This window comes from Carboxydocella sp. JDF658, from assembly GCF_002049395.1.
GTDB lineage: Bacteria > Bacillota.
The window spans coordinates 1-22,521 of sequence record NZ_BDLR01000011.1; the positions used below are offsets into that span (position 1 = coordinate 1).

General features: G+C 49.8%; 24 protein-coding genes. 20 read left to right on the forward strand and 4 right to left on the reverse strand.

Annotation, left to right across the window (positions count from 1 at the left end; genetic code table 11):
* From modA to JDF658_RS02700, 7 genes are all read left to right on the forward strand, one after another.
* Positions 1–574, forward strand: a 574-nt coding sequence (gene modA, locus JDF658_RS02670) for a molybdate ABC transporter substrate-binding protein (RefSeq protein WP_079906400.1), incomplete at its 5' end; no start/stop codon positions are given.
* A gap of 1 nt (position 575) precedes the next feature.
* Complete coding sequence (gene modB / locus JDF658_RS02675) at positions 576–1,295, forward strand: molybdate ABC transporter permease subunit (RefSeq protein ID WP_079906401.1); 720 nt, start codon at positions 576–578, stop codon at positions 1,293–1,295.
* Positions 1,243–1,887: an ATP-binding cassette domain-containing protein gene (locus JDF658_RS02680; RefSeq protein WP_079906402.1), complete on the forward strand. Its 645-nt coding sequence runs from the start codon at positions 1,243–1,245 to the stop codon at positions 1,885–1,887. The genes modB and JDF658_RS02680 overlap by 53 nt, the downstream gene beginning before the upstream one ends.
* Positions 1,884–2,699, forward strand: coding sequence for a hypothetical protein (locus tag JDF658_RS02685; RefSeq protein WP_079906403.1), 816 nt, complete (start codon positions 1,884–1,886; stop codon positions 2,697–2,699). The genes JDF658_RS02680 and JDF658_RS02685 overlap by 4 nt, the downstream gene beginning before the upstream one ends.
* Positions 2,700–2,805: 106 nt before the next feature.
* On the forward strand, positions 2,806–3,903 hold the full coding sequence (locus JDF658_RS02690; RefSeq protein ID WP_078665319.1) for a glutamine amidotransferase family protein: 1,098 nt from the start codon (positions 2,806–2,808) through the stop codon (positions 3,901–3,903).
* Positions 3,903–5,402: a glutamate synthase-related protein gene (locus JDF658_RS02695; RefSeq protein WP_079906404.1), complete on the forward strand. Its 1,500-nt coding sequence runs from the start codon at positions 3,903–3,905 to the stop codon at positions 5,400–5,402. The genes JDF658_RS02690 and JDF658_RS02695 overlap by 1 nt, the downstream gene beginning before the upstream one ends.
* Before the next feature lie 14 nt (positions 5,403–5,416).
* Positions 5,417–6,154, forward strand: a complete 738-nt coding sequence (locus JDF658_RS02700; protein ID WP_079906405.1) for a hypothetical protein — start codon at positions 5,417–5,419, stop codon at positions 6,152–6,154.
* A gap of 44 nt (positions 6,155–6,198) precedes the next feature.
* Here JDF658_RS02700 and JDF658_RS02705 read toward each other — a convergent pair whose 3' ends face one another.
* Positions 6,199–6,573: a hypothetical protein gene (locus tag JDF658_RS02705; RefSeq protein ID WP_079906406.1), complete on the reverse strand. Its 375-nt coding sequence runs from the start codon at positions 6,571–6,573 to the stop codon at positions 6,199–6,201.
* Between the two features lie 222 nt (positions 6,574–6,795).
* Here JDF658_RS02705 and lpdA point away from each other — a divergent pair, with 222 nt between their 5' ends.
* The 7 genes from lpdA (at position 6,796) to JDF658_RS02740 (ending at position 12,856) form a co-directional block, all read left to right on the forward strand.
* Positions 6,796–8,175: a dihydrolipoyl dehydrogenase gene (gene lpdA / locus JDF658_RS02710; protein WP_079906407.1), complete on the forward strand. Its 1,380-nt coding sequence runs from the start codon at positions 6,796–6,798 to the stop codon at positions 8,173–8,175.
* Between the two features lie 98 nt (positions 8,176–8,273).
* Positions 8,274–8,546, forward strand: a complete 273-nt coding sequence (locus JDF658_RS02715; RefSeq protein ID WP_278307548.1) for a CopG family ribbon-helix-helix protein — start codon at positions 8,274–8,276, stop codon at positions 8,544–8,546.
* Between the two features lie 2 nt (positions 8,547–8,548).
* Positions 8,549–8,899, forward strand: coding sequence for a type II toxin-antitoxin system PemK/MazF family toxin (locus JDF658_RS02720; RefSeq protein ID WP_078665312.1), 351 nt, complete (start codon positions 8,549–8,551; stop codon positions 8,897–8,899).
* A 74-nt stretch (positions 8,900–8,973) separates the two neighbouring features.
* On the forward strand, positions 8,974–9,549 hold the full coding sequence (locus tag JDF658_RS02725; RefSeq protein WP_079906408.1) for an ANTAR domain-containing response regulator: 576 nt from the start codon (positions 8,974–8,976) through the stop codon (positions 9,547–9,549).
* 205 nt (positions 9,550–9,754) lie between these two features.
* On the forward strand, positions 9,755–11,083 hold the full coding sequence (gene glnA, locus JDF658_RS02730) for a type I glutamate--ammonia ligase (RefSeq protein WP_078665310.1): 1,329 nt from the start codon (positions 9,755–9,757) through the stop codon (positions 11,081–11,083).
* Between the two features lie 122 nt (positions 11,084–11,205).
* The gene (locus JDF658_RS02735) at positions 11,206–12,141 is read left to right on the forward strand and encodes a hypothetical protein (protein WP_078665309.1); all 936 of its coding nucleotides are present in this window, start codon (positions 11,206–11,208) and stop codon (positions 12,139–12,141) included.
* Positions 12,142–12,154: 13 nt separating this feature from the next.
* Positions 12,155–12,856, forward strand: a complete 702-nt coding sequence (locus JDF658_RS02740; protein ID WP_078665308.1) for a gamma-glutamyl-gamma-aminobutyrate hydrolase family protein — start codon at positions 12,155–12,157, stop codon at positions 12,854–12,856.
* Between the two features lie 21 nt (positions 12,857–12,877).
* Here JDF658_RS02740 and JDF658_RS02745 read toward each other — a convergent pair whose 3' ends face one another.
* The gene (locus JDF658_RS02745) at positions 12,878–14,584 is read right to left on the reverse strand and encodes a sigma-54-dependent Fis family transcriptional regulator (protein WP_143311933.1); all 1,707 of its coding nucleotides are present in this window, start codon (positions 14,582–14,584) and stop codon (positions 12,878–12,880) included.
* A 114-nt stretch (positions 14,585–14,698) separates the two neighbouring features.
* On the opposite strand from JDF658_RS02745, the gene JDF658_RS02750 reads away from it, so the two are divergent.
* Genes JDF658_RS02750 through JDF658_RS02770 form a run of 5 tightly spaced genes read left to right on the forward strand, consistent with a single transcriptional unit; the run spans position 14,699 to position 20,673 of the window.
* On the forward strand, positions 14,699–16,858 hold the full coding sequence (locus tag JDF658_RS02750) for a Tex family protein (RefSeq protein WP_079906410.1): 2,160 nt from the start codon (positions 14,699–14,701) through the stop codon (positions 16,856–16,858).
* 13 nt (positions 16,859–16,871) lie between these two features.
* Complete coding sequence (locus tag JDF658_RS02755; protein ID WP_242946599.1) at positions 16,872–17,699, forward strand: hypothetical protein; 828 nt, start codon at positions 16,872–16,874, stop codon at positions 17,697–17,699.
* A complete protein-coding gene (locus JDF658_RS02760; RefSeq protein WP_375804186.1) occupies positions 17,699–18,829 on the forward strand; it encodes an amidohydrolase in 1,131 nt (376 codons plus the stop codon). Before JDF658_RS02755 ends, JDF658_RS02760 begins: the two co-directional genes overlap by 1 nt.
* Positions 18,830–18,856: 27 nt before the next feature.
* Positions 18,857–20,032, forward strand: coding sequence for an MFS transporter (locus JDF658_RS02765; protein WP_079906411.1), 1,176 nt, complete (start codon positions 18,857–18,859; stop codon positions 20,030–20,032).
* A gap of 23 nt (positions 20,033–20,055) precedes the next feature.
* Entirely contained in the window at positions 20,056–20,673 is a 618-nt protein-coding gene (locus tag JDF658_RS02770) for a DUF3786 domain-containing protein (protein ID WP_078665304.1), read from the forward strand.
* Between the two features lie 23 nt (positions 20,674–20,696).
* On the opposite strand, the gene JDF658_RS02775 is transcribed toward JDF658_RS02770, so the two are convergent.
* Together JDF658_RS02775 and JDF658_RS02780 are read right to left on the reverse strand one after the other, a co-directional pair.
* On the reverse strand, positions 20,697–21,125 hold the full coding sequence (locus tag JDF658_RS02775) for a hypothetical protein (protein WP_078666339.1): 429 nt from the start codon (positions 21,123–21,125) through the stop codon (positions 20,697–20,699).
* Between the two features lie 67 nt (positions 21,126–21,192).
* Positions 21,193–21,852: an N-acetylmuramoyl-L-alanine amidase gene (locus JDF658_RS02780; RefSeq protein WP_079906412.1), complete on the reverse strand. Its 660-nt coding sequence runs from the start codon at positions 21,850–21,852 to the stop codon at positions 21,193–21,195.
* Between the two features lie 111 nt (positions 21,853–21,963).
* Between JDF658_RS02780 and JDF658_RS02785 the strand changes: the two genes are divergently transcribed.
* On the forward strand, positions 21,964–22,521 hold a 558-nt coding region (locus tag JDF658_RS02785), incomplete at its 3' end, for a thiamine-monophosphate kinase (RefSeq protein ID WP_143311934.1).

Genomic DNA, 22,521 nt, shown 5'->3' on the forward strand with positions numbered 1-22,521 from the left:
AGAGACCTTAAAAGAGCAAATATTGCATGGAGCGCAAATAGATCTTTTTCTTTCAGCCGGGATAGAACCTGTTCAGGATTTGTATAGCCAAAAAAAGGTTGCTGAAATTTTTGATTTTTTAAGGAATGAACTGGTTTTAGTTACAACTAAAGATAATAACATGATTAAAGATTTTAATGATTTGAAACAATCAGAGGTAAAACTGATTAGTATAGCTTTACCTTCTTCAGCGCCTGTGGGGAAATATGGTCTGGAGGTACTAGAAGCTCTAGGGCTGTGGGAAAAGGTTGATGAAAAAATAGTTTTTGCAAAAGACGCCAGCCAGGTTGCTTTGTTTGTGGCAACAGGTAATGCTGACGCAGGTTTAGTATATCGAACGGATGTGTATAAATTTAACAACCTAAAGGTTACTGCTATTGCGAACAAGAAACTACACAGTCCAATCGTTTACCAAATGGCTATATTAAATGAAGCAACAAATCTACGAGAGACGCGAGAATTTGCTCGATTTCTGTTACAAAGGGAAAGTCAAGCAATTTTTACGAAATATGGTTTTAAGAAAGGGATGGACTAAGATGAATACTATTGATTGGAGTCCGTTGTTATTATCTTTAAAAATTGCCCTTCTGGCAGTAGGAATAAATTTGTTGCTGACAATACCATTGGCCTGGATAATGAGTAAAAGAAAAATTTATTTAAAACAAATCTGGGAAAGCATCTTTATTTTACCGCTGGTTTTACCTCCTTCCGTAGTAGGCTTTGGGCTGTTGTTACTGGGCCATTGGCTAAAAGAAGTGCTGAATATCCAGATAGTATTTACCTGGTTAGGTGCATTCCTGGCAGCGACGATAGTTGCTTTTCCCATTATTTATCAGAGTATGCGCTATAGTTTTGACGCTATTGATGAACAGCTGGAAATGGCAGCCAGGAGTTTGGGGGCAGGAGAATGGCGAGTTTTTTGGACTATTACTTTACCCCTTGCCTGGCCAGGGATTGTTTCGGGACTGATTATGGGTTTAGCCAGAGCACTGGGGGAGTTTGGGGCCACATTAATGATTGCTGGCAATATTCCAGGACAAACCCAAACCCTTGCTACAGCAGTATATTATGCAGTGGAGGAAGGGAACTGGCAGAAAGCTGGTATACTGGTTAGCATTTTAGTATTAATTTGTTTCTGTTTAATTTATAGTTTAAATTCATGGATCCCATTGATTAAAAAACAATACAGGATGGAGGATAAGGATGTTGCAGGCCAATTTTTACAAAAAAATGCCTATGTACGATTTGAACGTTAACTTTCAAATCACTAATGAGGTTTTGGTCATTTATGGTCCTTCTGGTGCAGGTAAGAGTACGATTTTGCACTGTATCGCTGGTATTGTTACCCCGGAGAAAGGTTTAATTAAGTTTGGAGAAAAGATTTTTTATTCTCATAAACAAGGGTTGCAGTTACCGGTGAGAAAACGGGGGATCGGGTTTGTTTTTCAAGAGTTTGCCCTTTTTCCTCATCTATCGGTGAAAGAAAATATCCTGTACGGTATGAGGCGGAAAGGAAAAACCACGGTGGATTTCGATGAAATAATTGATATCTTAAGAATCAGACCTTTGTTAACTAGTTACCCGGGCAGCATATCAGGGGGAGAAAAGCAAAGAGTGGCACTGGCACGGGCTTTAGTCTCGGCTCCTGATTTATTGTTAATGGATGAACCAATGTCAGCACTGGATTGGGATTTAAGAAAAACTATACAACGGGAATTGAAACAAATGCAAAAACGCTGGCAGATTCCTATGATTGTAGTTACTCACGACCTGCAGGAAGGGGAATATCTGGCTGATAAAATGCTTCTGCTGGAAAAAGGCCAACAAATCTGGGGGCGGTTAGCATGACACTGAAGATTATTGATACTACCTTGAGAGATGGGGAACAGGCAGCAGGTGTAGTTTTTGGGATTGAAGATAAAATATTGATAGCCAGATGGCTGGATGCGATAGGTGTAGATTTTATTGAGGCAGGGATTCCGGCAATGGGGGAAATTGAACAGCGCTCATTGAAAAAATTAGCAGAAATAAATTTAAAGGCCAAACTCATTACCTGGAACCGGGCCAGAAAATGTGATATCTTGCAATCTATACAATGTGGTTTTAAATTGATACACATTTCTGTCCCTGCCTCGGATATTCAGATTCGTTATAAATTACAAAAAGATCGCCACTGGGTATTAGGTCAGTTGCGGGAAGTATTGTCTTTTGCCAGACAACAGGGATGCCAGTTTAGTGTCGGTGCTGAAGATGCTTCACGCGCCGACCTGTTTTTTTTAACCCAATTAGCCCAGGAAGCAGAAAAACTTGGGGCTACCAGGTTAAGAGTGGCCGATACTGTAGGCATCTTAGACCCTTTTCGAACTTTTGAAATGATCCATTTTTTAAGAGGAAAAGTTTCTATACCCATTGAGTTTCACGGCCACAATGATTTTGGTCTGGCAACAGCCAACGCTTTAGCCGCATACAAAGCCGGCGCATTATGGATTAACACAACGGCTGGCGGTTTAGGAGAAAGGGCTGGGAATACAAGTCTGGGCCAATTTCTACGGGTACTGGTTGAAATTAATAAGGAACATTTGGAAATTGACTGGCAGACAGTCAACCATCTAGAAAACTATGTTATAGAAAAAGCCAAAAAATGTCTGGCAGCCTGTTAGAAATATATACTGTATTCATACATTGCGTTCATAGACATAAACTTTCCTTCAATGTTATAATAAAACCTATCATTTTTATAATTTGTACAATAGGTAGGTGAGAAGCATGCTGGGAATTAGACCACGCATTCCATCAGGCTGTGCTATCAGTGGGATCATGAGCCGGAAAGGCCGGCGCATGAACGGAGAGGCAATAATCCAATCCATTGCCCTGATGCATGATCGCTCCAACGGACTGGGCGGCGGCTTTGCAGCCTACGGCATTTATCCGCAATATAAGGACCATTATGCTTTCCATATGATGTATCACTCAGAAACAGCGAAAATCAATACCGAAATGTATATTCGGGAATATTTTTTCATTGATGGTTCGGAACCTCTTCCCACCCGGCCTTTGCCCCAAATCGGGGAAAGCCCGATTTTGTGGCGTTATTTTCTGCGGGTGCGGCCAGAGGCGCTGAATGTTAACGGCTTCCTGAAAGATGAGAGGGATTTTGTAGTAGATGTGGTTATGTATATCAATAACCAGATCGACGGTGCCTTTGTGGCTTCTTCCGGCAAAAACATGGGAGCATTCAAGGGGGTCGGCTACCCGGAAGATATCGGCCGCTTCTACCGGCTGGAAGAATATGAAGCCTATCTCTGGACTGCCCATGGCCGTTTCCCCACCAATACTCCCGGCTGGTGGGGTGGGGCCCATCCCTTTTGCCTGCTGGACTGGTCGGTAGTTCATAATGGGGAAATCACCAGCTATGGCATTAATAAACGTTATCTGGAGATGTTTGGCTATAAATGCAATTTACAAACCGATACAGAAGTAGTAACATATATCTTCGACCTGATGGTGAGAAGACAGAAACTGCCATTTGCCATTGCGGCCAAAGCGGTGGCACCTGAATTCTGGCATAAAATTGACCGCTTGCCAGCGGATGAAAAAGAGCTGATTACAGCTATCCGTCAGGTCTATGGTTCGGCTCTTCTTAACGGCCCCTTCAGCATTATTCTGGGCCACAGCCGGGGCATGCTGGGGCTGTCTGACCGCATTAAACTCCGGCCCATGGTAGCGGCAGAAAAGGATGATCTGTTCTTCCTGGCCAGTGAGGAAAGTGCTATTCGGGAAATTTGCCCGGCTCCCGATCGGGTCTGGGCCCCCAGAGGTGGCGAACCGGTACTGGTAGAACTGGAAGAGGGGGTAGAGGTCTGATGAAAAGCATTGCAGCAGAATTTCGGGTAGTTATCGAACATGACCGCTGCCGCCGCTGTCAACGCTGTGTCAGGGAATGTTCCTTCGGGGCCCTGTCCTGGCAGGACCGGGTGGTAGCCAAACACCGGGACTGCGTGGCCTGTCGCCGTTGTATGTTCGTCTGTCCGGAGGATTGTATTTATATTACACAAAACCCGGCGGTTTTCAAGGAGAATGCCCACTGGCAACCCCGGGTAATCAATAATGTGAAAAAACAGGCGGCTACGGGCGCCAAGCTGCTGACTGCCACAGGCAATGACAAGCCCTGGAAAAACTATTTTGATCACATTGCCTTAGATGCCTGTCAGGTAACCAATCCTTCCCTGGACCCCTTGCGGGAACCCATGGAATTGCGCACTTATCTGGGTTCTCGCCCCGATGGCATCAAGGTGGTGGAAGGGCCTGGTGGTTACCGGCTGGCAGAGCCGCTGCCGCCGCAGATCAAGCTGGAAACACCTCTGGTATTTGCCGCTATGTCCTTTGGTGCCATTAGCCTGAATGCCCACCGGGCCCTGGCCAAAGCGGCAGCGGCAGCCGGGATCCTTTATAATACCGGGGAGGGCGGATTGCATCCTGAGTTGTATCAGTATGGGCAGAATACTATTGTGCAGGTGGCTTCCGGGCGTTTTGGCGTTACCCCGGAATATCTCAACCAGGCTGCCATGGTGGAAATCAAGGTGGGTCAGGGGGCCAAGCCCGGTATTGGCGGCCATTTACCCGGGGAGAAAGTGGATGGGGAAGTCTCCCGCACCCGTATGATTCCAGTGGGTTCAGATGCTATTTCACCGGCCCCTCACCATGATATCTACTCTATTGAGGACCTGGCCCAGCTGATTACTGCCATCAAAGAGGCTACCAATTACAGCAAACCGGTAGCGGTAAAAATCGCCGCTGTGCACAATGTAGCTGCTATCGCCAGCGGCATAGCCCGGGCTGGAGCCGATGTTATCACTATCGATGGCTTTCGGGGCGGTACCGGGGCCACGCCAGCCATGATTCGGGATCATGTCGGCATCCCTATTGAACTGGCTCTGGCTGCTGTTGATGATCGTTTGCGCCAGGAAGGAATCCGCAACCGGGTCAGCATTATCGCCGGGGGGGGTATTCGCCACAGTGCCGATGTGGTCAAGGCCCTGGCATTAGGGGCTGATGCCGTCATGATCGGTACTGCTGCCTTGATTGCTCTGGGCTGTACCATGTGCCAGAAATGCTATTCCGGGCGTTGTGCCTGGGGCATTGCTACTCAGGACCCCAACCTGACCAGACGGCTGGATCCGGAGTGGGGAGCGGAACAGCTGACCAATCTGATTCGGGGCTGGTCCCTGGAAATTAAGGAAATACTGGGGGCCATGGGGGTCAATGCCGTAGAAAGCCTGCGGGGCAGTCGGGAACGGCTGCGGGCTGTGGGCCTGACTGCGGAAGAAATGGAGATTCTGGGCTTAAAACATGCCGGCCGCTAAGGGGGGGACAGGGAATGCAGAAACTGAATGGGAAAGGAATGCACTATAAAGACTTGAACCAGTGGCTAAAAGCCCAGGTAGCGGCAGGAGAACGGGAATTTTTGCTGGAAAATATCAATGGTCAGCGCTATCTTGGGACCGGTATCAGTGCTGATATAACCATCACCGTCCAGGGAACCCCGGGGTCTGATCTGGGGGCGTTTCTGGATGGTCCTACCATCATCGTCCACGGCAATGGCCAGGATGCCATCGGCAACACCATGAATGCGGGTAAAATTGTCATCCATGGTCAGGCCGGGGATGTTCTCGGCTATGCCATGCGGGGAGGCAAACTTTTCATCCGCGGCAGTGTGGGCTACCGGGTAGGTATCCACATGAAGGAATACCAGCAGCAACGGCCGGTAATGGTGATCGGCGGTAGTGCCGGCGACTTCCTGGGTGAATACATGGCCGGGGGTATACTGGTGGTACTGGGACTGGACCGGCAGCCTAACCAGCCTCTGGTAGGGGAACTGGTTGGTACAGGCATGCACGGTGGTGTCATCTATCTGCGGGGAGAAGTGGATCCTGCTCAACTGGGCAAAGAGTGCAGCATTTTTCCAGCTGATACTGAAGACCTGCAATTATTGCGGGCTATTCTAGCTGAGTACTGTCAGGACTTCAGCCTGGAGCTGGATGCTATCATGGGAGAGCAGTTTTTCAAACTCCGTCCAGTTTCTACCCGGCCTTACGGGCAGTTATATGTAGGATAAGGAAAAATCAAGAAGGAGGGCGCTAAAGTGCCCTCCTTTTTACATTATACCAGGCTTAGTTTGACCAGATCTTTAAACAAAACAGTGTTAGCACCAATCATAACCCCTAAGGCAGTTTCGCCAAAGGTATTGACAATGACATCTTCATCATTGGGAACTTTAACTCTGATTTCATAATCGGTAACGGTGACTAACAAAGCTACAGTCGAGCTGTTTGACTTATTAGGGTTAAGAGTAACATTAATATCTGTGCCGATTTGGGTGGGACTGCCTGTGGTCCAGTCAAAAACCTGGATAGTTATTTGTCGCTGATCATCAGGGTCCAGGTTCACGGAATTGATGCGGACCTGTGTAGTGGAGGCATCTTTTCTAACTACCCCGGTTGATAAGGTGAGGTAATTATGTCCTTCATTAGTCATTTTCCTTATTCCTCCTTGTTTTCCCTTTATATCTGTATTAATTTATGTTGTTGTCAGAACAAGTGGGCTGGTTAATTTGTCTAATTTTTACCTATTTGGTGGCACTTGGGCCATAGCAATAAACAATATGAGGATACAATATGAGGATAGCATTTGTCAGTATTTTCAGGTACAATAATAGAGGTGGTCCACCATAGGAAGACAAGACAGGGAGGTAACAGTATGCATTACGACATTGTCATTTTAGGCGGTGGTCCTGGGGGGTATGTAGCTGCTATCCGGGCGGCTCAGTGGGGAGCCAGGGTAGCAGTGGTGGAAAAAGAAGAACTGGGAGGTACCTGTCTGAACCGGGGCTGTATTCCCACCAAAGTGTTTACTGCGGCGGCAGGGCGGGTGGCCCAGCTTAAAGAAGCAGCAGAATGGGGGCTGAATACCGGTTCTGTTCAGATCCAATGGGAAAAGATATTAAATCGCAAAAATCAGGTAGTAGAACGGCTGGTCAAGGGAATTCACTTCCTGTTCAAAAAGAATAAAATTACCCTGGTAAAAGGAACTGGACGTTTAACGGGAACTAACCAGGTCACGGTAAATACACCAGAAGGAGAAGAGCTGGTACTGACTGGACAAAACATCATACTGGCTACAGGTTCGGAACCGGCACTGATTACAGACCTGGGTTATGATGGCCAGCGGGTAATCACCAGTAATGAGGCTTTGAATCTGATGGAGATTCCCAGGCGCCTGGCGATTATCGGTGGCGGTGTTATCGGCTGTGAATTTGCCTCGATTTTCCGGGAAATGGGCAATGAAGTTACGGTAATCGAAGCTATGAAATCCATTCTGCCCACAGTGGATCCGGAAATCAGCCGTCAACTGGGAGTTATCTTCCGTAAAGCTGGCATCAGTGTCAAAGCCGGGGTTAAAGTGGAACAGGTGGAAAAGGGGGAGGAAATTACTCTTACTTTGTCCAACGGGGAAAAAGTAGCGGCTGACCTGGTTTTGATTTCGATTGGTCGTCAGCTCAATACCAGAGGTATTGGCCTGGAGAATTTAGGAGTAGCTTTGGGAGAAAGAGGAGAGGTGCTGGTAGACGAATATGGACGTACCAGCGTGCCGGGTATATATGCTATCGGGGATATTACCGGCAAACTGCAGCTGGCCCATGTAGCCAGTTATCAGGGCCTGGTAGCAGTAGCCCATATCCTGGGCAAGGAACTGCCGCCCCTCAAAGTGGAAGAGGTTCCAGCCTGTATTTTTACCCGACCGGAAATTGCTACGGTGGGTTTGACTGCCCTGGAAGCAGAAGCCAGAGGATATAAAGTTAAAACTGCCAAATTTCCCTTTATGGCTATTGGTAAAGCCCAGGCCATGGGGGAAACTGAGGGATTTGTCAAAATCGTTATTGAGGCGGAAAGCGGGGAAATTCTGGGCTGGCATATTATAGGGCCCCACGCCAGCGACCTGATCGCTGAGGGAACTCTGGCCCTGGTCAACCGTTTGGGACTTGCGGGGATTACCCGCACAGTTCATGCTCACCCCACCCTGGCGGAAGCTATGCTGGAGGCAGCAGAGGCAGCCCATGACCTGGCCATCCATATTTAGTGTATAGGGTCTGCCAATATTGACAATACTATGGTAGGCGTATATAATAAAGCATGGTCTCTTGATATACGGTATGAACCTAACAGGGGGTGTGGAGCTTGGCTGAATCCAGAAGGGTGATGATCAGCCTGCCCGATCAATTGCTGGCTGAGGTGGATGGTCTGGCTTCAGCGGAAAAACTGAACCGCAGCCAGTTATTTCGTGAAGCTGTCCAGCACTATATAGCAGAACGAAAAAAACGGCAGATCAGGGAGCAAATGATCCGCGGCTATATGGAAATGGCCCCGATTAACCTGTCTCTGGCTAACGAGTATATGGGCCTGGAGGTCGATGGAACCCTTCCCCTGTGGCAAGCGGCAGAGGGGGAATAAGTATGCGGATTCGCCGCGGTGATATCTTTTACGCAGAGCTTAGCCCGGTGGTGGGCTCAGAACAGGGCGGAACTCGACCAGTTCTGGTCCTGCAAAATGATATTGGCAACCAGCATAGTCCCACCACCATAGTGGCGGCCATTACTTCCCAGATCAGTAAAGCCAAACTCCCCACCCATGTGGAGATTAAAGCTAAAATCAGCGGTCTGGAAAAGGATTCTGTGATATTGCTGGAACAGATTCGCACCATCGATAAAAGCCGGCTGAGGGAGAAAGTTAGTACTCTGGATGAGGAGATCATGGAAAAAGTTAACCGGGCTATTGCTATCAGCCTGGGGTTGGAAGAAATATAGCAGGAGAGAAAGCCTGCCCTGTTCAGGGGCAGGCTTTTCTGTTAAAATAAAGGAGTGGAGAGGAGGAAAGAACGGTGCAGTTGCGCACAGTGGTAGCTGAAAAAGATGGCAGAACCAGAAATAAAATCAAGGAAATTTTAAGCCGGGCTGGCTTTATTGTTATTGGGGAGGCCAGTGACAGTGCCATGGCTTTGACCCTGGCCCGGGCTACTCAGCCAGATCTGGTGGTACTGGCTACCAATTTGCCTGGCTTGCCTTATTTGGAACTGGTGCGCATTCTGGACCAGGAACGGCTGGCCCCTGTACTGGTACTGGCCAATTATTCTCAAGCAGAGGAGCTGCGAACAATAGTACAGACCAGCTGGGCTGTCTCCTATTTATTGAAGCCGGTAAATGAACTGAATTTGCTGCCGGCAGTGGACCTGGCTCTGGCCCGCTTTCGTCAGAGTCAGGAGCTGATCCGGGAGATTCAGTCTTTAAAAGACGACCTGGAAACCCGTAAATTGCTGGATCAGGCTAAGGCCATGCTGATTAAGTACCGTCAGATGACAGAGGAACAGGCTTATCGCTATATTCAAAAACTGGCTATGGACAAACGTCAAACCAAGGCAGAAGTAGCCAGAGCTATAATTCTGGCTTTTGCTGAATAATCCTGTATACATTTTTAAACCTCTTGTCAACATTTACCCTGCATGTTATACTGATAATGTAATTAAATACTGGGCAAGATACAAAGGGGTATCTTGGTTAGGGCAATGGCGCCTTTGGGTTCACCGGCAATATTATGTTGGTGTGTCCTGAAGGCGTTTTGTATTTTTTGTATATTTATTATAGTAAAGGAAGGTGTGTGGAAAAATGGCATTAACCAAAGAAGATGTACTGCGTTTGGCCCAGGAAAACAATGTGAAGTTTGTCCGCCTGCAATTTGTGGACATTCTGGGCACTGTCAAAAATGTGGCTATCACTGTTGAACAGCTGGAAAAGGCCCTGGATGGGGAAATGATGTTTGATGGCTCTTCCATCGAAGGGTTTGTGCGGATTGAAGAATCCGACATGTATTTAAAGCCTGACTATGATACTTTCCTGGTTCTGCCCTGGCGGCCTCAGGATGGTGCAGTGGCCCGCTTGATCTGCGATGTATATACTCCTGAAGGCAAGCCCTTTGACGGTTGTCCTCGCGGTACCCTGAAGCGGATGCTGGCTAAAGCCGCTGAACTGGGTTATACCATGAATGTGGGTCCCGAATGTGAATTTTTCCTTTTCCATAAGGATGAAAAGGGCAAACCTACTACTATTACTCATGATGAAGGCGGTTATTTTGACCTGGCTCCTGTTGACATGGGTGAAAATGCCCGCCGGGATATGGTTCTGACCCTGGAAAAAATGGGCTTTGAAATCGAAGCTTCTCACCACGAAGTGGCTGAAGGCCAGCATGAAATTGACTTCAAATACGCTGATGCTTTGCGGACTGCAGACAATATTGTAACTTTCAAGACTGTAGTGCGCACAATCGCTCAAATGCACAATCTGCATGCCACCTTTATGCCGAAACCTGTTTTTGGCATTAACGGTTCCGGTATGCATACCAATGTCTCCCTGTTCAAAAACGGGCAGAATGCTTTCTTCGATCCCAATGGGGAGTACCAGCTGAGCAAGGATGCTATGTACTTTATCGGTGGTATTGTTAAGCATGCCCGTTCCATTGCGGCCATCACCAACCCGCTGGTCAACTCCTACAAGCGGCTGGTGCCGGGCTATGAGGCCCCTGTCTATGTAGCCTGGTCTCCCAAAAACCGCAGTCCGCTCATTCGGATTCCGGCCAAACGGGGCATGTCCACCCGGATTGAGCTGAGAAACCCAGACCCGGCCTGCAACCCCTACCTGGCTCTGACTGTGATTCTGGCTGCTGGTCTGGATGGTATTCTCAACAAGATTGAGCCTCCGGCTCCTACTAATCGCAATATCTACGATATGACCGAGGAAGAAAGAATTGCTGAAGGTATTGCCAGCCTGCCCGGCTCCTTGCAAGAAGCGCTGGAAGAAATGAAAAAGAGCGAGCTGGTCCGGGAAGCTCTGGGTGAACACATTTTCAGCAAGTATGTGGAAGCCAAAACTGCTGAATGGGATGACTACCGCACCAAGGTTACCCAGTGGGAACTGGACAACTATCTGGCTCGTTACTAAAAACTAAAAACAGAAAGGCCTTTGCCAGTCCGGCAAAGGCTTTTTTGATTGTTACGGCAGGAATTAATTGAAGAAGAGCGAATATTTAGTAAATAGTAAAGGTTTTAGGGGGGATGGAGCCTATGGCCCAGTGTCAAGGGGAGGAACTGCAATTAAAACAAAAAGCAGAGGGAGGGCTGGTTCCGGGGTTAGTTTTGCTGGCCTTATTAAGTCTGGCCGGACACGCAATTTTTTATAGTACCAGTCCAGTTCCTAAAGTGGAGGGTGTGAAGACTCCCGTTTGGACCAAACCGGCCCAGGTGGTTCAGACACAGCCGGTAGTAAAAGAAGATAAGGAAAAAATGGATAGCAAAGTACTGAAATTAGAGAAAACTATCACGACCCCTGTGGGAAATATTACTATCTCTGAAGTTTCCCTTAATAGCACTGACAATCCCATCTATGGTGAAAAATTCGGGCATGTAGTCAAGGGAACAATCACATTAAAGCCGGAATATACTGAATTAAAGGGTATGGAGTTTGTCTTCTTGAAAGGGCAAGAAGAGGTAACCGGCCATTCCCAGGTGAGCCAGCTGAATAAGACCGGGCCAGGTCAGTACCAGTTTCTCTGGGCAGTAGCTGCTGATGGGAAGACCTTGCCCACGGCTCTAATGTTAAAGCGAATGGAAGTACCTACTGAACAGCAGAAATTTTCCTGGCAGGTGGAATGGCTGGGCTGGATGACTAACAGCAAGGATGATAATGGCAATATCGAATTGAGTGACCAGCAGGCTCAGCCCCAGACCATCGATGGCCAGGTCTGGCAACTGAAAACCATTGACTATGCCACTGGCACGGTGATTCTGGCGGCGAAAACAGAAGGAGCAGAGCTGGAGGTAGTTGCGGCAACGGCCACCAATGATCGGGGTGAGACTATGACCCTGACCCCGAAGCTGGAGGAAGGGCAGCTCATATTGCCCTTAGGCCGTACTGTTTTTACTGATAATGCCCGCAGTATTAAACTGGAACTGGTAATCAACAAAGGCGGTCTGGAAGTGAATGAGAAACTGGAATTTTAAGGAGGGGGCCGCGATGCGCCCGATTATTGGCATTACCTGTAACTTGATTAATAATGGCACAGTCCATTCCCTGAACGTGGATTATGCTCGGGCGGTGGAAGCGGCTGGCGGCATGCCGGTAATTTTGCCGGCAGCCTGTACTGAATGCGCGGGACAGATTTTACACATGCTGGACGGCCTGATTTTAAGTGGCGGAGGTGACCTGGATCCGGCTTTCTTTGATGAGGAACCCGTACCGGGGCTGGGGGAGATTACTCCAGAGCGGGATTTGTTTGAACTGGAACTGACCAAACAGGCCTTGAAGGCAGATCTGGCCATTCTGGCTATCTGCAGGGGTATGCAAGTATTAAATGTAGCCATGGGCGGGACCCTGTATCAGGATATCAATAGCCAGCTGGACAGGGTGTTGAAACACCGCCAGGAAGCACCGCGCTGGTATGCCAGTCATAAAGTTAGTATCAAGAATGGTAGTTTATTGAGTCGGATTTTACAAAGCCGGGAAGTGCGGGTTAACAGCATGCACCATCAGGCGGTGAATAAGGTGGGCTATGGCTTGAAAGTGACTGCCCAGGCCGCTGATGGGGTTATCGAAGGGGTAGAAAGTGAAAACCACAAGTTTGTGCTGGGGGTCCAGTGGCATCCGGAAGCCATGTGGGCCAAAGACCCCCTGCAATTAAAGTTGTTTACCGCGCTGGTGGAAGCGGCGAAAAAGTAAGGGGTGTCCTGCCGGACCCCCTTATTCTATGCCATAGTATTTCAGGCGGTTATAGAGCCAGGCCCTGGTGATTCCCAGCAGTTTGGCAGCCTGGGCCCGATTGCCGCCTGACATTTCCAGAGCTTCCCGGATGGCTTTTTCCTCGATTTTTGCCAGTAACTCCGGTAATGGGGTGCCATCTACCAGGCCGGATTTTTCTGATCCCTGGTGCAGATAGGGGGGCAGGTGGTTGAGCTCGATTTGCTGTCCTTCTACCACATTGAAGGCTCGTTCCATTACATTTTCCAGTTCCCTGACATTTCCAGGCCAGTAATAGGTCAAGAACAAATCCCAGACCTGGGGAGAGAGGCGGGTAACTTTTAAGCCGAACTGTTTATTATATTTCTCAATAAATCGTTCTACCAGCAGGCGAATATCCTCTTTCCGTTCCCGTAAAGGCGGTACGTTCAGGGTAACCACATTCAGGCGATAGTAGAGGTCCTGACGAAATTGTCCCTGTTCGATCAGCTCTTCCAGGTTACGGTTAGTGGCGGCAATGATGCGGATATCCACTTTACGGGGGCGGCTGTCACCCAGGCGCTCAATTTCCTTTTCCTGTAATACCCGTAACAGCTTGGCCTGCATGGCAAAAGGCATATCCCCGATTTCATCCAGGAAAATAGTACCCCCGTTGGCTAATTCGAATTTACCAGCCTGACCGCCTTTGCGGGCGCCAGTAAAGGCTCCATCTACATAGCCAAACAGTTCTGATTCCAGTAAGGTTTCCGGTACAGCAGCACAGTTAACTTTGATAAAAGGTCCAGAGCGGCGAGGGGATTCCTGGTGGATGGCATGGGCGATCAATTCCTTGCCTGTCCCGCTTTCCCCACGGATAAGGACAGTGGAAGGACCGCGAGCTACTCGGCGGATAGTTTCTTTAAGTTGGTGCATTTTTGGACTCTGGGCACAGATGTCATCCAGGCTGTAACGAATGCTTCGGTAACGTTTTAATTCCTCCTTGTAAAAATCCAGCTCCCGCCGCAGAGATTGAACTTTATCGGCCAGGGCAATTAATTGATTGACATCTTTAAAAATTACCTTACCCACCGCACCGATAATTTTGCCATCGCGGATAATAGGGTGGCGGGTGACCACCATTTCCCGACCTTTTAGCTTGATTACTTCCCCTATCTGAGGGGTGCCAGTTTCCAGGACGGTATCCATCTTAGTATTCTCTACCACCTGGGAAATGTGCAACCCAATGGCTTCATTAGGGTTGATACCGACCAGTTCAGCAAAGGCGTTATTGATCATGATGACCTGGCCTTTTTCATTGATAACAATAAACCCCTCGTATCCGGCTTCCAGGATTGTCTCCAGGATGCCTTTCAATTCTTTGACGCTTTCCAGTTCATCGGCGATGGTCTGTAATTCCGTGATTTCCTGGGCCACCCCGATGGCGCCGACAATTTCCCCATTCTGGTCAATAATGGGGGTGCGATTGGCCACAAACAAAGCGCCATTAGAGTAAAATTTACGGCCGATATGGGGTTTGCCGGTTTCCATGCACTTAATTAAACCGCTTTTAGGTACTACCTCGGAAATGTGGCGGCCAAGGGCTTCTTCCATCGGCCAGCCAAAAACCCGTTCACAGGATTTATTATAGACAATCACTCGGCCTTCCCGGTCTATACCCAGCACTTGATTGTGAATGGAGTTAAGGATGATGTTTTCGGCGATTTTGCTCATTTTTTCTCCCTCCATCTGCTCCCATTAGTGTTAATATTCGCTGCTGGCCGGTTTTTCCCTGCCGGCCTTTTCTGTTATAATTAACCTGAGGCAGAAAGGAAAAAGGAGGGCTGGTTGGTGTTTGCCAATCTAATTGCTGCTGAATTAGGGCTAAAACCCTGGCAGGTGGAGAATACCATCAAATTACTGGATGAGGAAAATACAGTGCCCTTTATTGCCCGTTATCGCAAGGAAGCCACAGGAGAACTGGATGAAAACCAGATCCGCATGATTGCGGAACGGGTTAATTACCTGCGCAATCTGGAAAAACGCAAAGAGGATGTTATCCGCCACATTGCGGAACTGGAACAACTGACTCCTGAGCTGGAAGCGGCCATTCGCCAGGCGACCCGCCTGTCGGAGGTGGAGGACCTTTACCGCCCCTACCGGCCCAAACGGCGGACGCGGGCGACGGTAGCCAGGGAGAAAGGGCTGGAGCCTCTGGCCCGTATTCTCTGGGCCCAGGATCCGGCAGCGGGGTCGCCAATAGTAGCAGCTCAGGCTTTTGTCAACCCGGACCTGGGAGTGGAGAGCGCTGAAGCAGCCCTGGCCGGAGCCCTGGATATCCTGGCGGAAGAAGTTTCCGACCAGGCGGAATACCGGCAGTATTTAAGGGAATATACCCGGCGCCACGGCTATATTAAGGCCAAAAAAGTAAAAGAAGGGATCACCCCCTTTGATATGTATTCTGATTATCAGGAACCCCTGAAATCCATTCCGCCCCACCGGGTGCTGGCCATCAACCGGGGAGAAAAGGAGGAAGTGCTGAAGGTGGACATTGCGGTGGAAGAAGGTCCTTTTCTGGCCTGGTTAAGGGGCCAAATTATCAAAGATTCAGCTTCACCCTTTGCTGAAGTGCTGACCGAGATGTTAAATGATAGCTATAAACGCCTGCTGGCACCATCTATTGAACGGGAGCTGCGCCAGGAGCTGACGGAAAAAGCGGAGGAACAGGCGATCAAGGTCTTTGGTGCTAACCTGAAACAACTTCTTTTACAACCACCAGTCCGCAATGTAAAAGTGCTGGGGATTGACCCGGGTTATCGCACTGGCTGCAAACTGGCGGTGGTGGATGAAACGGGAAAAGTAGTGGCCATAGGAGTGATCTATCCCCATCCGCCCCAGAGCCAGGAGGCCGAAGCCCGGGCTGAACTGGCCAGGCTGGTACAGGACCACGGGGTAGACCTGATTGCCATTGGCAATGGCACTGCTTCCCGGGAAACTGAACAGGTGGTAGCAGCAGCCATTCGGGAATATTCCCTGCCAGTACAATACTGCATTGTTTCAGAGGCCGGGGCTTCTGTCTATTCTGCTTCCAAACTGGCGGCGGAGGAGTTCCCGGATTTTGACCTGACCCAGAGAAGCGCCGTTTCTATTGCCCGCCGGTTGCAGGATCCCCTGGCCGAGCTGGTGAAAATCGAGCCCAAATCCATTGGCGTCGGGCAATACCAGCATGATGTCAATCCCAAACGGCTGGAGGAAGTACTGGGCCAGGTAGTGGAATCGGCTGTAAACAGTGTAGGGGTAGATTTGAATACAGCCTCTTTTGCTTTACTGCAATATGTAGCCGGCATCAAGACCAATGTAGCCAAAAACATTGTAGCCTACCGGGAACAGCACGGCAAATTTCGTACCCGGGCCGAGCTGTTGAAGGTGCCCCGTTTGGGTCAAGCGACTTTCGTGCAATGTGCCGGTTTTTTACGGCTTCCTGATGGGGACAACCCTCTGGAAAATACTCCTGTCCATCCGGAGTCCTACGGGCTGGCGGAGCAAATTCTGGCCCGAATCGGCTTTCAACCTGCTGATTTGAGGCAACCCGAAAGGTTAAAGGCGTTAAGCCAGGCTCTGGCTCAGCTGGACCCGCAGCAGGTAGCAGCGGAACTGGGAGCGGGGGTGCCGACAGTGCGGGATATTTTTGAGGCCTTGCAAAAACCCGGGCGCGACCCGCGGGAGGATTTACCTAAGCCCATTTTCCGCCAGGATGTGACCAGCCTGGACAATCTGCAAGAAGGTATGATTCTCACCGGAACTGTACGCAATATCGTTGATTTTGGCGTTTTTGTAGATATCGGTGTGAAGCAGGATGGCCTGATTCATATTTCCCGGCTCACCAGCCGCTATATCAAACATCCGCTGGAAGTGGTCAAAGTGGGAGATATTCTAAAAGTTAAAGTGATCAGCATTGACCGGGAAAGAGGCCGTATCGGTCTCAGTTTGCGAGATGTGGAACAGTAAGGAGGAAAAAACTATGGCTTTGTCTACCCAGGAGATTATGCAGGTTGCACTGGAACTGGCTGGATTAACGGAAGTCCCGCCTGATTCGGGCGTGATTGTACCTGGAGAAAAAATCACCAAACTGGCCGTCGGGATTGATATGGAGACGGCGGAGCTGCTGCTGGCCCGGGAGCTCAAGTGTGATGGAGTATTAAGCCACCACCCCGTGGCGGGTAGCCCCAAGCTGGAGCTCCATCAGGTGATGAATAGCCAGATCGACCGCATGGTAGCAGCAGGAGTGCCTATCAATAAAGCACAAAAGGCCTTGCAAAAACGCAAAGAGGAAGTAGAGCGCGGTACTCATGTTACCAATTATGACCGGGTAACTTCAGCAGCAAAGGCTTTGAATATGCCCTTTCTCAATATTCACTGGCCGGCCGATCTGGTAACAGAGCGGGTGGTACAGAAGCATCTGGATGAGCAGTTGAACGGTAACCCTAAAGCTACTTGCAAGGATGTAGTGGACGCTTTGCTGGAATTGCCGGAATACCAGAAGGCTGCTACCCGGCCCCAGATTCGAGTGGGTTCAGAACAAACCTATGCCGGCAAGGTCTGGGTAGCAATGGCCGGAGGCACTTCCGGAGGACCCGATGTTTTCAAGGCCTATTTTGAAGCAGGAGTAGGCACCCTGATAGTCATGCATTGTCCGGAGGATGCCCTGAAAGCAGTAAGGGAGCAAAATATCGGCAATGTTATTGTTGCCGGCCATATGGCCAGTGACTCCATCGGGATTAACCGCCTCTGTGCGGCACTGGAAGCCAGGGGCCTGGAAATTGTGCGTTTGGCAGGAGTGATTTACTAATGTCTATAAAAGCGATAGTCAACGGTCAGGTCTTTACCATGGCCGGACCGGTATATAAACCAGGAGTAGTTCTCATCGAGGGAGATAAAATAGCAGCAGTAGGGGCAGCTGAAGCTGTGGCCATTCCTCCATCAGCTGAGATTATCGATGCTGCTGGGGCCTATGTTTTCCCCGGGTTTATTGATGCTCATTGTCATGTTGGCATCTATGAGGAGATTTACCAGGTGGAGGGGGATGATGTCAATGAAATGACCGACCCGGCGACCCCTCATTTGCGCGCTCTTGATGCCATCAATCCCGAGGATGTAGGATTCAAGGATTGTCTGGCTGGCGGTGTAACCACTGTAGTGGTAGGGCCGGGCAGCGGGAATGTTATCGGCGGGGAAATGGTAGCCTTAAAGACCTGGGGTCAGGTGGTGGATGAGATGCTTATTCGCCCGGTTGGCCTAAAAGTGGCTTTTGGGGAAAACCCGAAAAAGGTTTATGGGGCCCAAAAGCGCACCCCGTCTACCCGGATGGGAACAGCAGCAATCTTGCGGGAAAATCTGGTAAAGGCAGCCAACTACCTGGCTAAGGAGGATAAGGAACGGGACTTAAAACTGGAGGCCCTGGCCCGGGTGCTCAAGGGAGAAATGCCTTTACGGGCCCATGCTCACCGGGCTGATGATATTGCAACGGCCATTCGGATTGCCCGGGAGTTCGGGGTTAAGATTGTAATTGAGCATTGCACGGAAGGACATAAAATTGCGGATTGGTTGGCCCGGCAACAGGTAGCAGCTATTGTAGGACCAGTTATTACCAGCCGGGCCAAGGTAGAACTGAAGGATAAGACGCCGGAAACCGCCAAAATCCTTCATAATGCTGGAGTACCAGTGGCGCTAATGACTGATGCTCCGGTAATTCCTGCCAATTACCTCAATCTTTCAGCGGCTCTGGTGGCCCGCGAGGGGCTGGAACCCATGCAGGCTCTGGCGGCTATTACCAGTCGGGCGGCGGAGATAGTGGGAATTGCCGATCGAGTAGGGACGCTGGAAGCAGGCAAGGATGCGGATATGGTGATCTGGGACCGCTTTCCGCTGGAGCTGGAGGCCAGGCCATTAAAGATATTTATCGAGGGACGAGTTACTTAAATTGTATAGAAAGGCAGTAGATATGTAATGCAAAAAAAGGCAGTATACTCAATAGCCATCTTGTTCACTATCCTTTTTCTGGTGATGGTAGGGTTTGGGATAATTATTCCCATTATGCCTTTTTATATCAAAAAACTTGGTGGTGGCTCTACGGCCATTGGGCTGTTTATGTCTGTCTATTCGGTGATGCAATTCTTTTTTGCCCCCTTCTGGGGGCGTTTATCCGACCGGATTGGCCGGCGCCCTGTTCTGTTAATAGGTTTAAGTGGTTATGCCCTGACCTTTATTCTTTTCGGTTTGCTCAACAGCCTCTGGTTGATGATCGCAGTGCGGGCCCTTTCAGGAATGATTTCTTCCGCCACATTGCCTACAGCCATGGCCTATCTGGCGGATGTAACGGAAGGCAGTGAACGTTCGAAAAGCATGGGAATTGTAGGAGCAGCCATGGGGCTGGGGATGGTTTTCGGACCAGCCCTGGGAGGCTGGCTGGGCCATTACAGTTACAGTATGCCCTTTTTTGTGGCAGGGGGATTGGCTACATTGCTTATACCCTTTGCCTGGACTTTTTTGCCGGAATCCTTACCAGCGGGAGCCAAGCAGGTGGAAAAAGACAAAACCCGCCTGTCCTGGGCGTTGGTACGCCATCCCTTATTCGTTCTCTTTCTACTGGCATTTGTTATGAATTTCACCATGGCCATGTTTGAAGCCACCTTTGCTTTGCTGGCAGCGGAAAAAATCGGTTTTGGGCCGAAACAGATGGGGACCATGTTTACCTTTCTCGGGTTAATAGGGGTAGTAATCCAGGGAGGCCTGCTGGGGCGATTGTCCCGGCGCCTGGGGGATGCCCGGCTGATTAAAGCTGGCACCTGGCTATCGGGTGCTGGTTTATTGCTGATTATCGCTTCAGCCAGCAAATATCTGATGTATTTGGGAACGGCAGTTAATATGGTGGGTGGATCTTTGCAGGGTCCGACCACATCCAGTCTGGCCAGTAAAGCTAATCGGGGCAGTCAGGGAGCAGCTATGGGTTTATTGCAGTCCTTTGCCAGTCTGGGCCGGATACTGGGTCCTTTAAGTGGCGGTGCCCTTTATGGAATCCATCGGCACCTGCCTTACTGGAGCGGGGCGCTTTTGATTTTTGCTGTAATTATCTTTAGCAGCGACAGGATTACAGCACTGGAGCGGGTAGCGGAAATAGGTTAAACGAAAGGTAGGGGGTAAGGGGGATGAAGTCCAGAGAAGGAGCCTATAGTCCGGCTTTTGCCCGGAGTCGGGCCAAATTAAAGGCGTTAGCTCCAGATACGATTGCGGCCAATAGCGGTTACCGGTATAATACGGATCAGGGTTATTTTGAGCTGGTCAGTTTCGGGGTCGGTTTTCGTGTATCCTATCCGGGCGGGGAAATGGTTTTTGCAGATGACACCGGGACTCCCCCCCTGTGGTGGTCATTGATTCTGCTTAACTATCTTTCTTCTGCCCGGCCCTTGCCCTTAAGCGGAGAATGGGCGTCCTACCGGGATCTTCCTCAAGGGAATGTTTTTTTCCCTGCTTTGAAACGCGATGTGCTGGATAAGCTGGCTGCCTTTTTACAGGTGAACTGGACAATTTGGCGTGAGGCCGGGAATTGTACCGGCTTTGCCGTTATCCCTGGCCGGGCCGATTTGACCCTGGAGGGCTGGTTTGCCCCGCGGGTACCGGTGCGGGTTCTGTTCTGGGAAGGTGATGAAGAGATTGCGCCAGCCTGTCAGATTCTCTTTGACCGGTCTGCCGGAGCACAGATGCATATTGAGGATCTGGCTGCTTTGTGTTATGTAATTAAAGACTTAATAATAAAAGGAGTCTGATGGCAGACTCCTTTTTTCTGGTTTTAATTACTATAAGTATTGATTTCCCTGGCCCCGTAGCGTTTTAGAATATCCAGCGCCTCGCCTACCGAGTCAGTACCCTGTACTGTTACCATCACCCGGCTATCCCGTTCGGAGCGCCAGCTATAAGCACGGCCGGAAGTCACAGGGGTTAAAGCAGATGTAATCATAGCCGGAAAGGCAAACATAGTTGAGAGAGTGGCCCCTACTACCCGGCCGGCCAGCTGGCCACTGGATTGGGCCAGTTGCATGGTATCCCGGGCCAGGTCGTTCCAGGTCTGGGGCAGGTTCCAGTCTTCCTGGACTGCTTCTGGCTGACTTTCTCGCATGATAATAGCCACATTCTGGTTTTGCAAACGGTCGCGCAGCTCGGTAATGGCCTGACGGGCATGTTCTGGAGAATCAAATACGCCTAAAATGGTGGTACCCATTTATCTTCCTCCTCGTCCGTGGTCAGTTATTTTTTATAGTGTTCCTTTTTACAGGAAAAATATACTATCAATGTTGCCAGAAGAAATCGATAATTCCCTGCCTGATTGCCATGGCCAGGTTTTTTTGCCAGTCGGGGGACAGCAATAAGGCTCGTTCCCGGGAGTTAGAGATAAAACCCATTTCCACGATCACCGCTGGCATGGGAGTAGCTCGTAACAGAAAATAGTCGCCTGGTTTGGCAGGACGGCGGTTTTCCGGTTGAACTTTTTTCAACTGGGCCTGAATGGCTTCAGCCAGGCGTTGTCCCTCGGCGGAACCGGGATAATAATAGGTTTCACTGCCCCAGCAGCCCGGATGGCGATCTTTGTTCACGTGCAAACTGATAAACAGGGTGGCACCGGCAGCGATTGCCATTTCAACTCGGGTGGTCAGGTCCTGGCGTTTATCTTGCAGAGAGCAGCGATTGGAAGGGTAGTAATCCCTGTCATCGCTCCTGGTTAGAACTACCTCAGCCCCATCCTGCTGCAATAACTCTGCCAGCTGTAAGGCAACAGCCAGATTGATATCCTTTTCGTAGATATTATCAATAATGGCCCCGGGATCGATTCCGCCATGACCGGGGTCTATCACGATCACCTGACCGGCCAGGGGCGGTTCGGCCCGGGCAGGGCAGACCGCTGTCAGGAAGAAGTAGAAAAAAACAAGCAGTTTTAATGGTTTTCCCATTGTTCAGCTCCTTTCCAACACTTATAGTATTGGCGAATAGAGAGATGATTATGGCAGGAAAATATTATATAATGAAATTTAGTACATTCGATAGAAACTGGAGTGAAACCAATGAAAATTGCTGAACTGGGTGAGTTTGGTTTAATCGAGTACCTGACCAGGAACTGGTCCCCTGGACTGGTGGGAGATGATGCTGCCTGGTTACCTTTGCCGCCGGGAGAGCAGGGACCCATGCTGTTTACCACTGATATGATGCTGGAGGAAGTGCATTTCAGCCGCCGGTTTAGTTCAGCCTATGATATCGGCTGGAAAGCGGTGGCCGTTAATGTCAGTGATATTGCCGCTATGGGGGGCGAACCGTGGACGGCAGTGATTTCCCTGGGAGCAGATAGCTCCTGGTCAGTGGCTGAGCTGGAAGAGCTCTATGCCGGGATGCAGGCTGCGGCCGAAATATATGGTGTGGTGCTGGCGGGAGGGGATACGGTCAAAAGCCGGCAAGGATTAATCCTGAACCTGGCTCTGACGGGCTGGCAACGGGGGCCTCAGCCGCTGGGACGGGATCGAGCTCGGCCGGGGCAATTACTGGCGGTTACCGGACCCCTGGGAGCTTCTGCGGCCGGTCTAGCCTGGTTACAGGCGGGGGGAGAGGGCGATTGTGCCACTCAAGTT

Bases quoted from the DNA above. Each gene is read 5' to 3' on its own strand.
- JDF658_RS02745 (WP_143311933.1), bottom strand. From the start codon at position 14,584: ATGAGCAAAATCGCCGAAAACATCATCCTTAACTCCATTCACAATCAA.
- JDF658_RS02760 (WP_375804186.1), top strand. From the start codon at position 17,699: ATGTCTATAAAAGCGATAGTCAACGGTCAGGTCTTTACCATGGCCGGA.
- JDF658_RS02735 (WP_078665309.1), top strand. From the start codon at position 11,206: ATGGCCCAGTGTCAAGGGGAGGAACTGCAATTAAAACAAAAAGCAGAG.
- JDF658_RS02680 (WP_079906402.1), top strand. From the start codon at position 1,243: ATGTTGCAGGCCAATTTTTACAAAAAAATGCCTATGTACGATTTGAAC.
- JDF658_RS02695 (WP_079906404.1), top strand. From the start codon at position 3,903: ATGAAAAGCATTGCAGCAGAATTTCGGGTAGTTATCGAACATGACCGC.
- modB (WP_079906401.1), top strand. From the start codon at position 576: ATGAATACTATTGATTGGAGTCCGTTGTTATTATCTTTAAAAATTGCC.
- JDF658_RS02775 (WP_078666339.1), bottom strand. From the start codon at position 21,125: ATGGGTACCACCATTTTAGGCGTATTTGATTCTCCAGAACATGCCCGT.
- JDF658_RS02690 (WP_078665319.1), top strand. From the start codon at position 2,806: ATGCTGGGAATTAGACCACGCATTCCATCAGGCTGTGCTATCAGTGGG.
- glnA (WP_078665310.1), top strand. From the start codon at position 9,755: ATGGCATTAACCAAAGAAGATGTACTGCGTTTGGCCCAGGAAAACAAT.
- JDF658_RS02700 (WP_079906405.1), top strand. From the start codon at position 5,417: ATGCAGAAACTGAATGGGAAAGGAATGCACTATAAAGACTTGAACCAG.
- JDF658_RS02770 (WP_078665304.1), top strand. From the start codon at position 20,056: ATGAAGTCCAGAGAAGGAGCCTATAGTCCGGCTTTTGCCCGGAGTCGG.
- lpdA (WP_079906407.1), top strand. From the start codon at position 6,796: ATGCATTACGACATTGTCATTTTAGGCGGTGGTCCTGGGGGGTATGTA.
- JDF658_RS02740 (WP_078665308.1), top strand. From the start codon at position 12,155: ATGCGCCCGATTATTGGCATTACCTGTAACTTGATTAATAATGGCACA.
- JDF658_RS02780 (WP_079906412.1), bottom strand. From the start codon at position 21,852: ATGGGAAAACCATTAAAACTGCTTGTTTTTTTCTACTTCTTCCTGACA.
- JDF658_RS02685 (WP_079906403.1), top strand. From the start codon at position 1,884: ATGACACTGAAGATTATTGATACTACCTTGAGAGATGGGGAACAGGCA.
- JDF658_RS02705 (WP_079906406.1), bottom strand. From the start codon at position 6,573: ATGACTAATGAAGGACATAATTACCTCACCTTATCAACCGGGGTAGTT.
- JDF658_RS02720 (WP_078665312.1), top strand. From the start codon at position 8,549: ATGCGGATTCGCCGCGGTGATATCTTTTACGCAGAGCTTAGCCCGGTG.
- JDF658_RS02755 (WP_242946599.1), top strand. From the start codon at position 16,872: ATGGCTTTGTCTACCCAGGAGATTATGCAGGTTGCACTGGAACTGGCT.
- JDF658_RS02765 (WP_079906411.1), top strand. From the start codon at position 18,857: ATGCAAAAAAAGGCAGTATACTCAATAGCCATCTTGTTCACTATCCTT.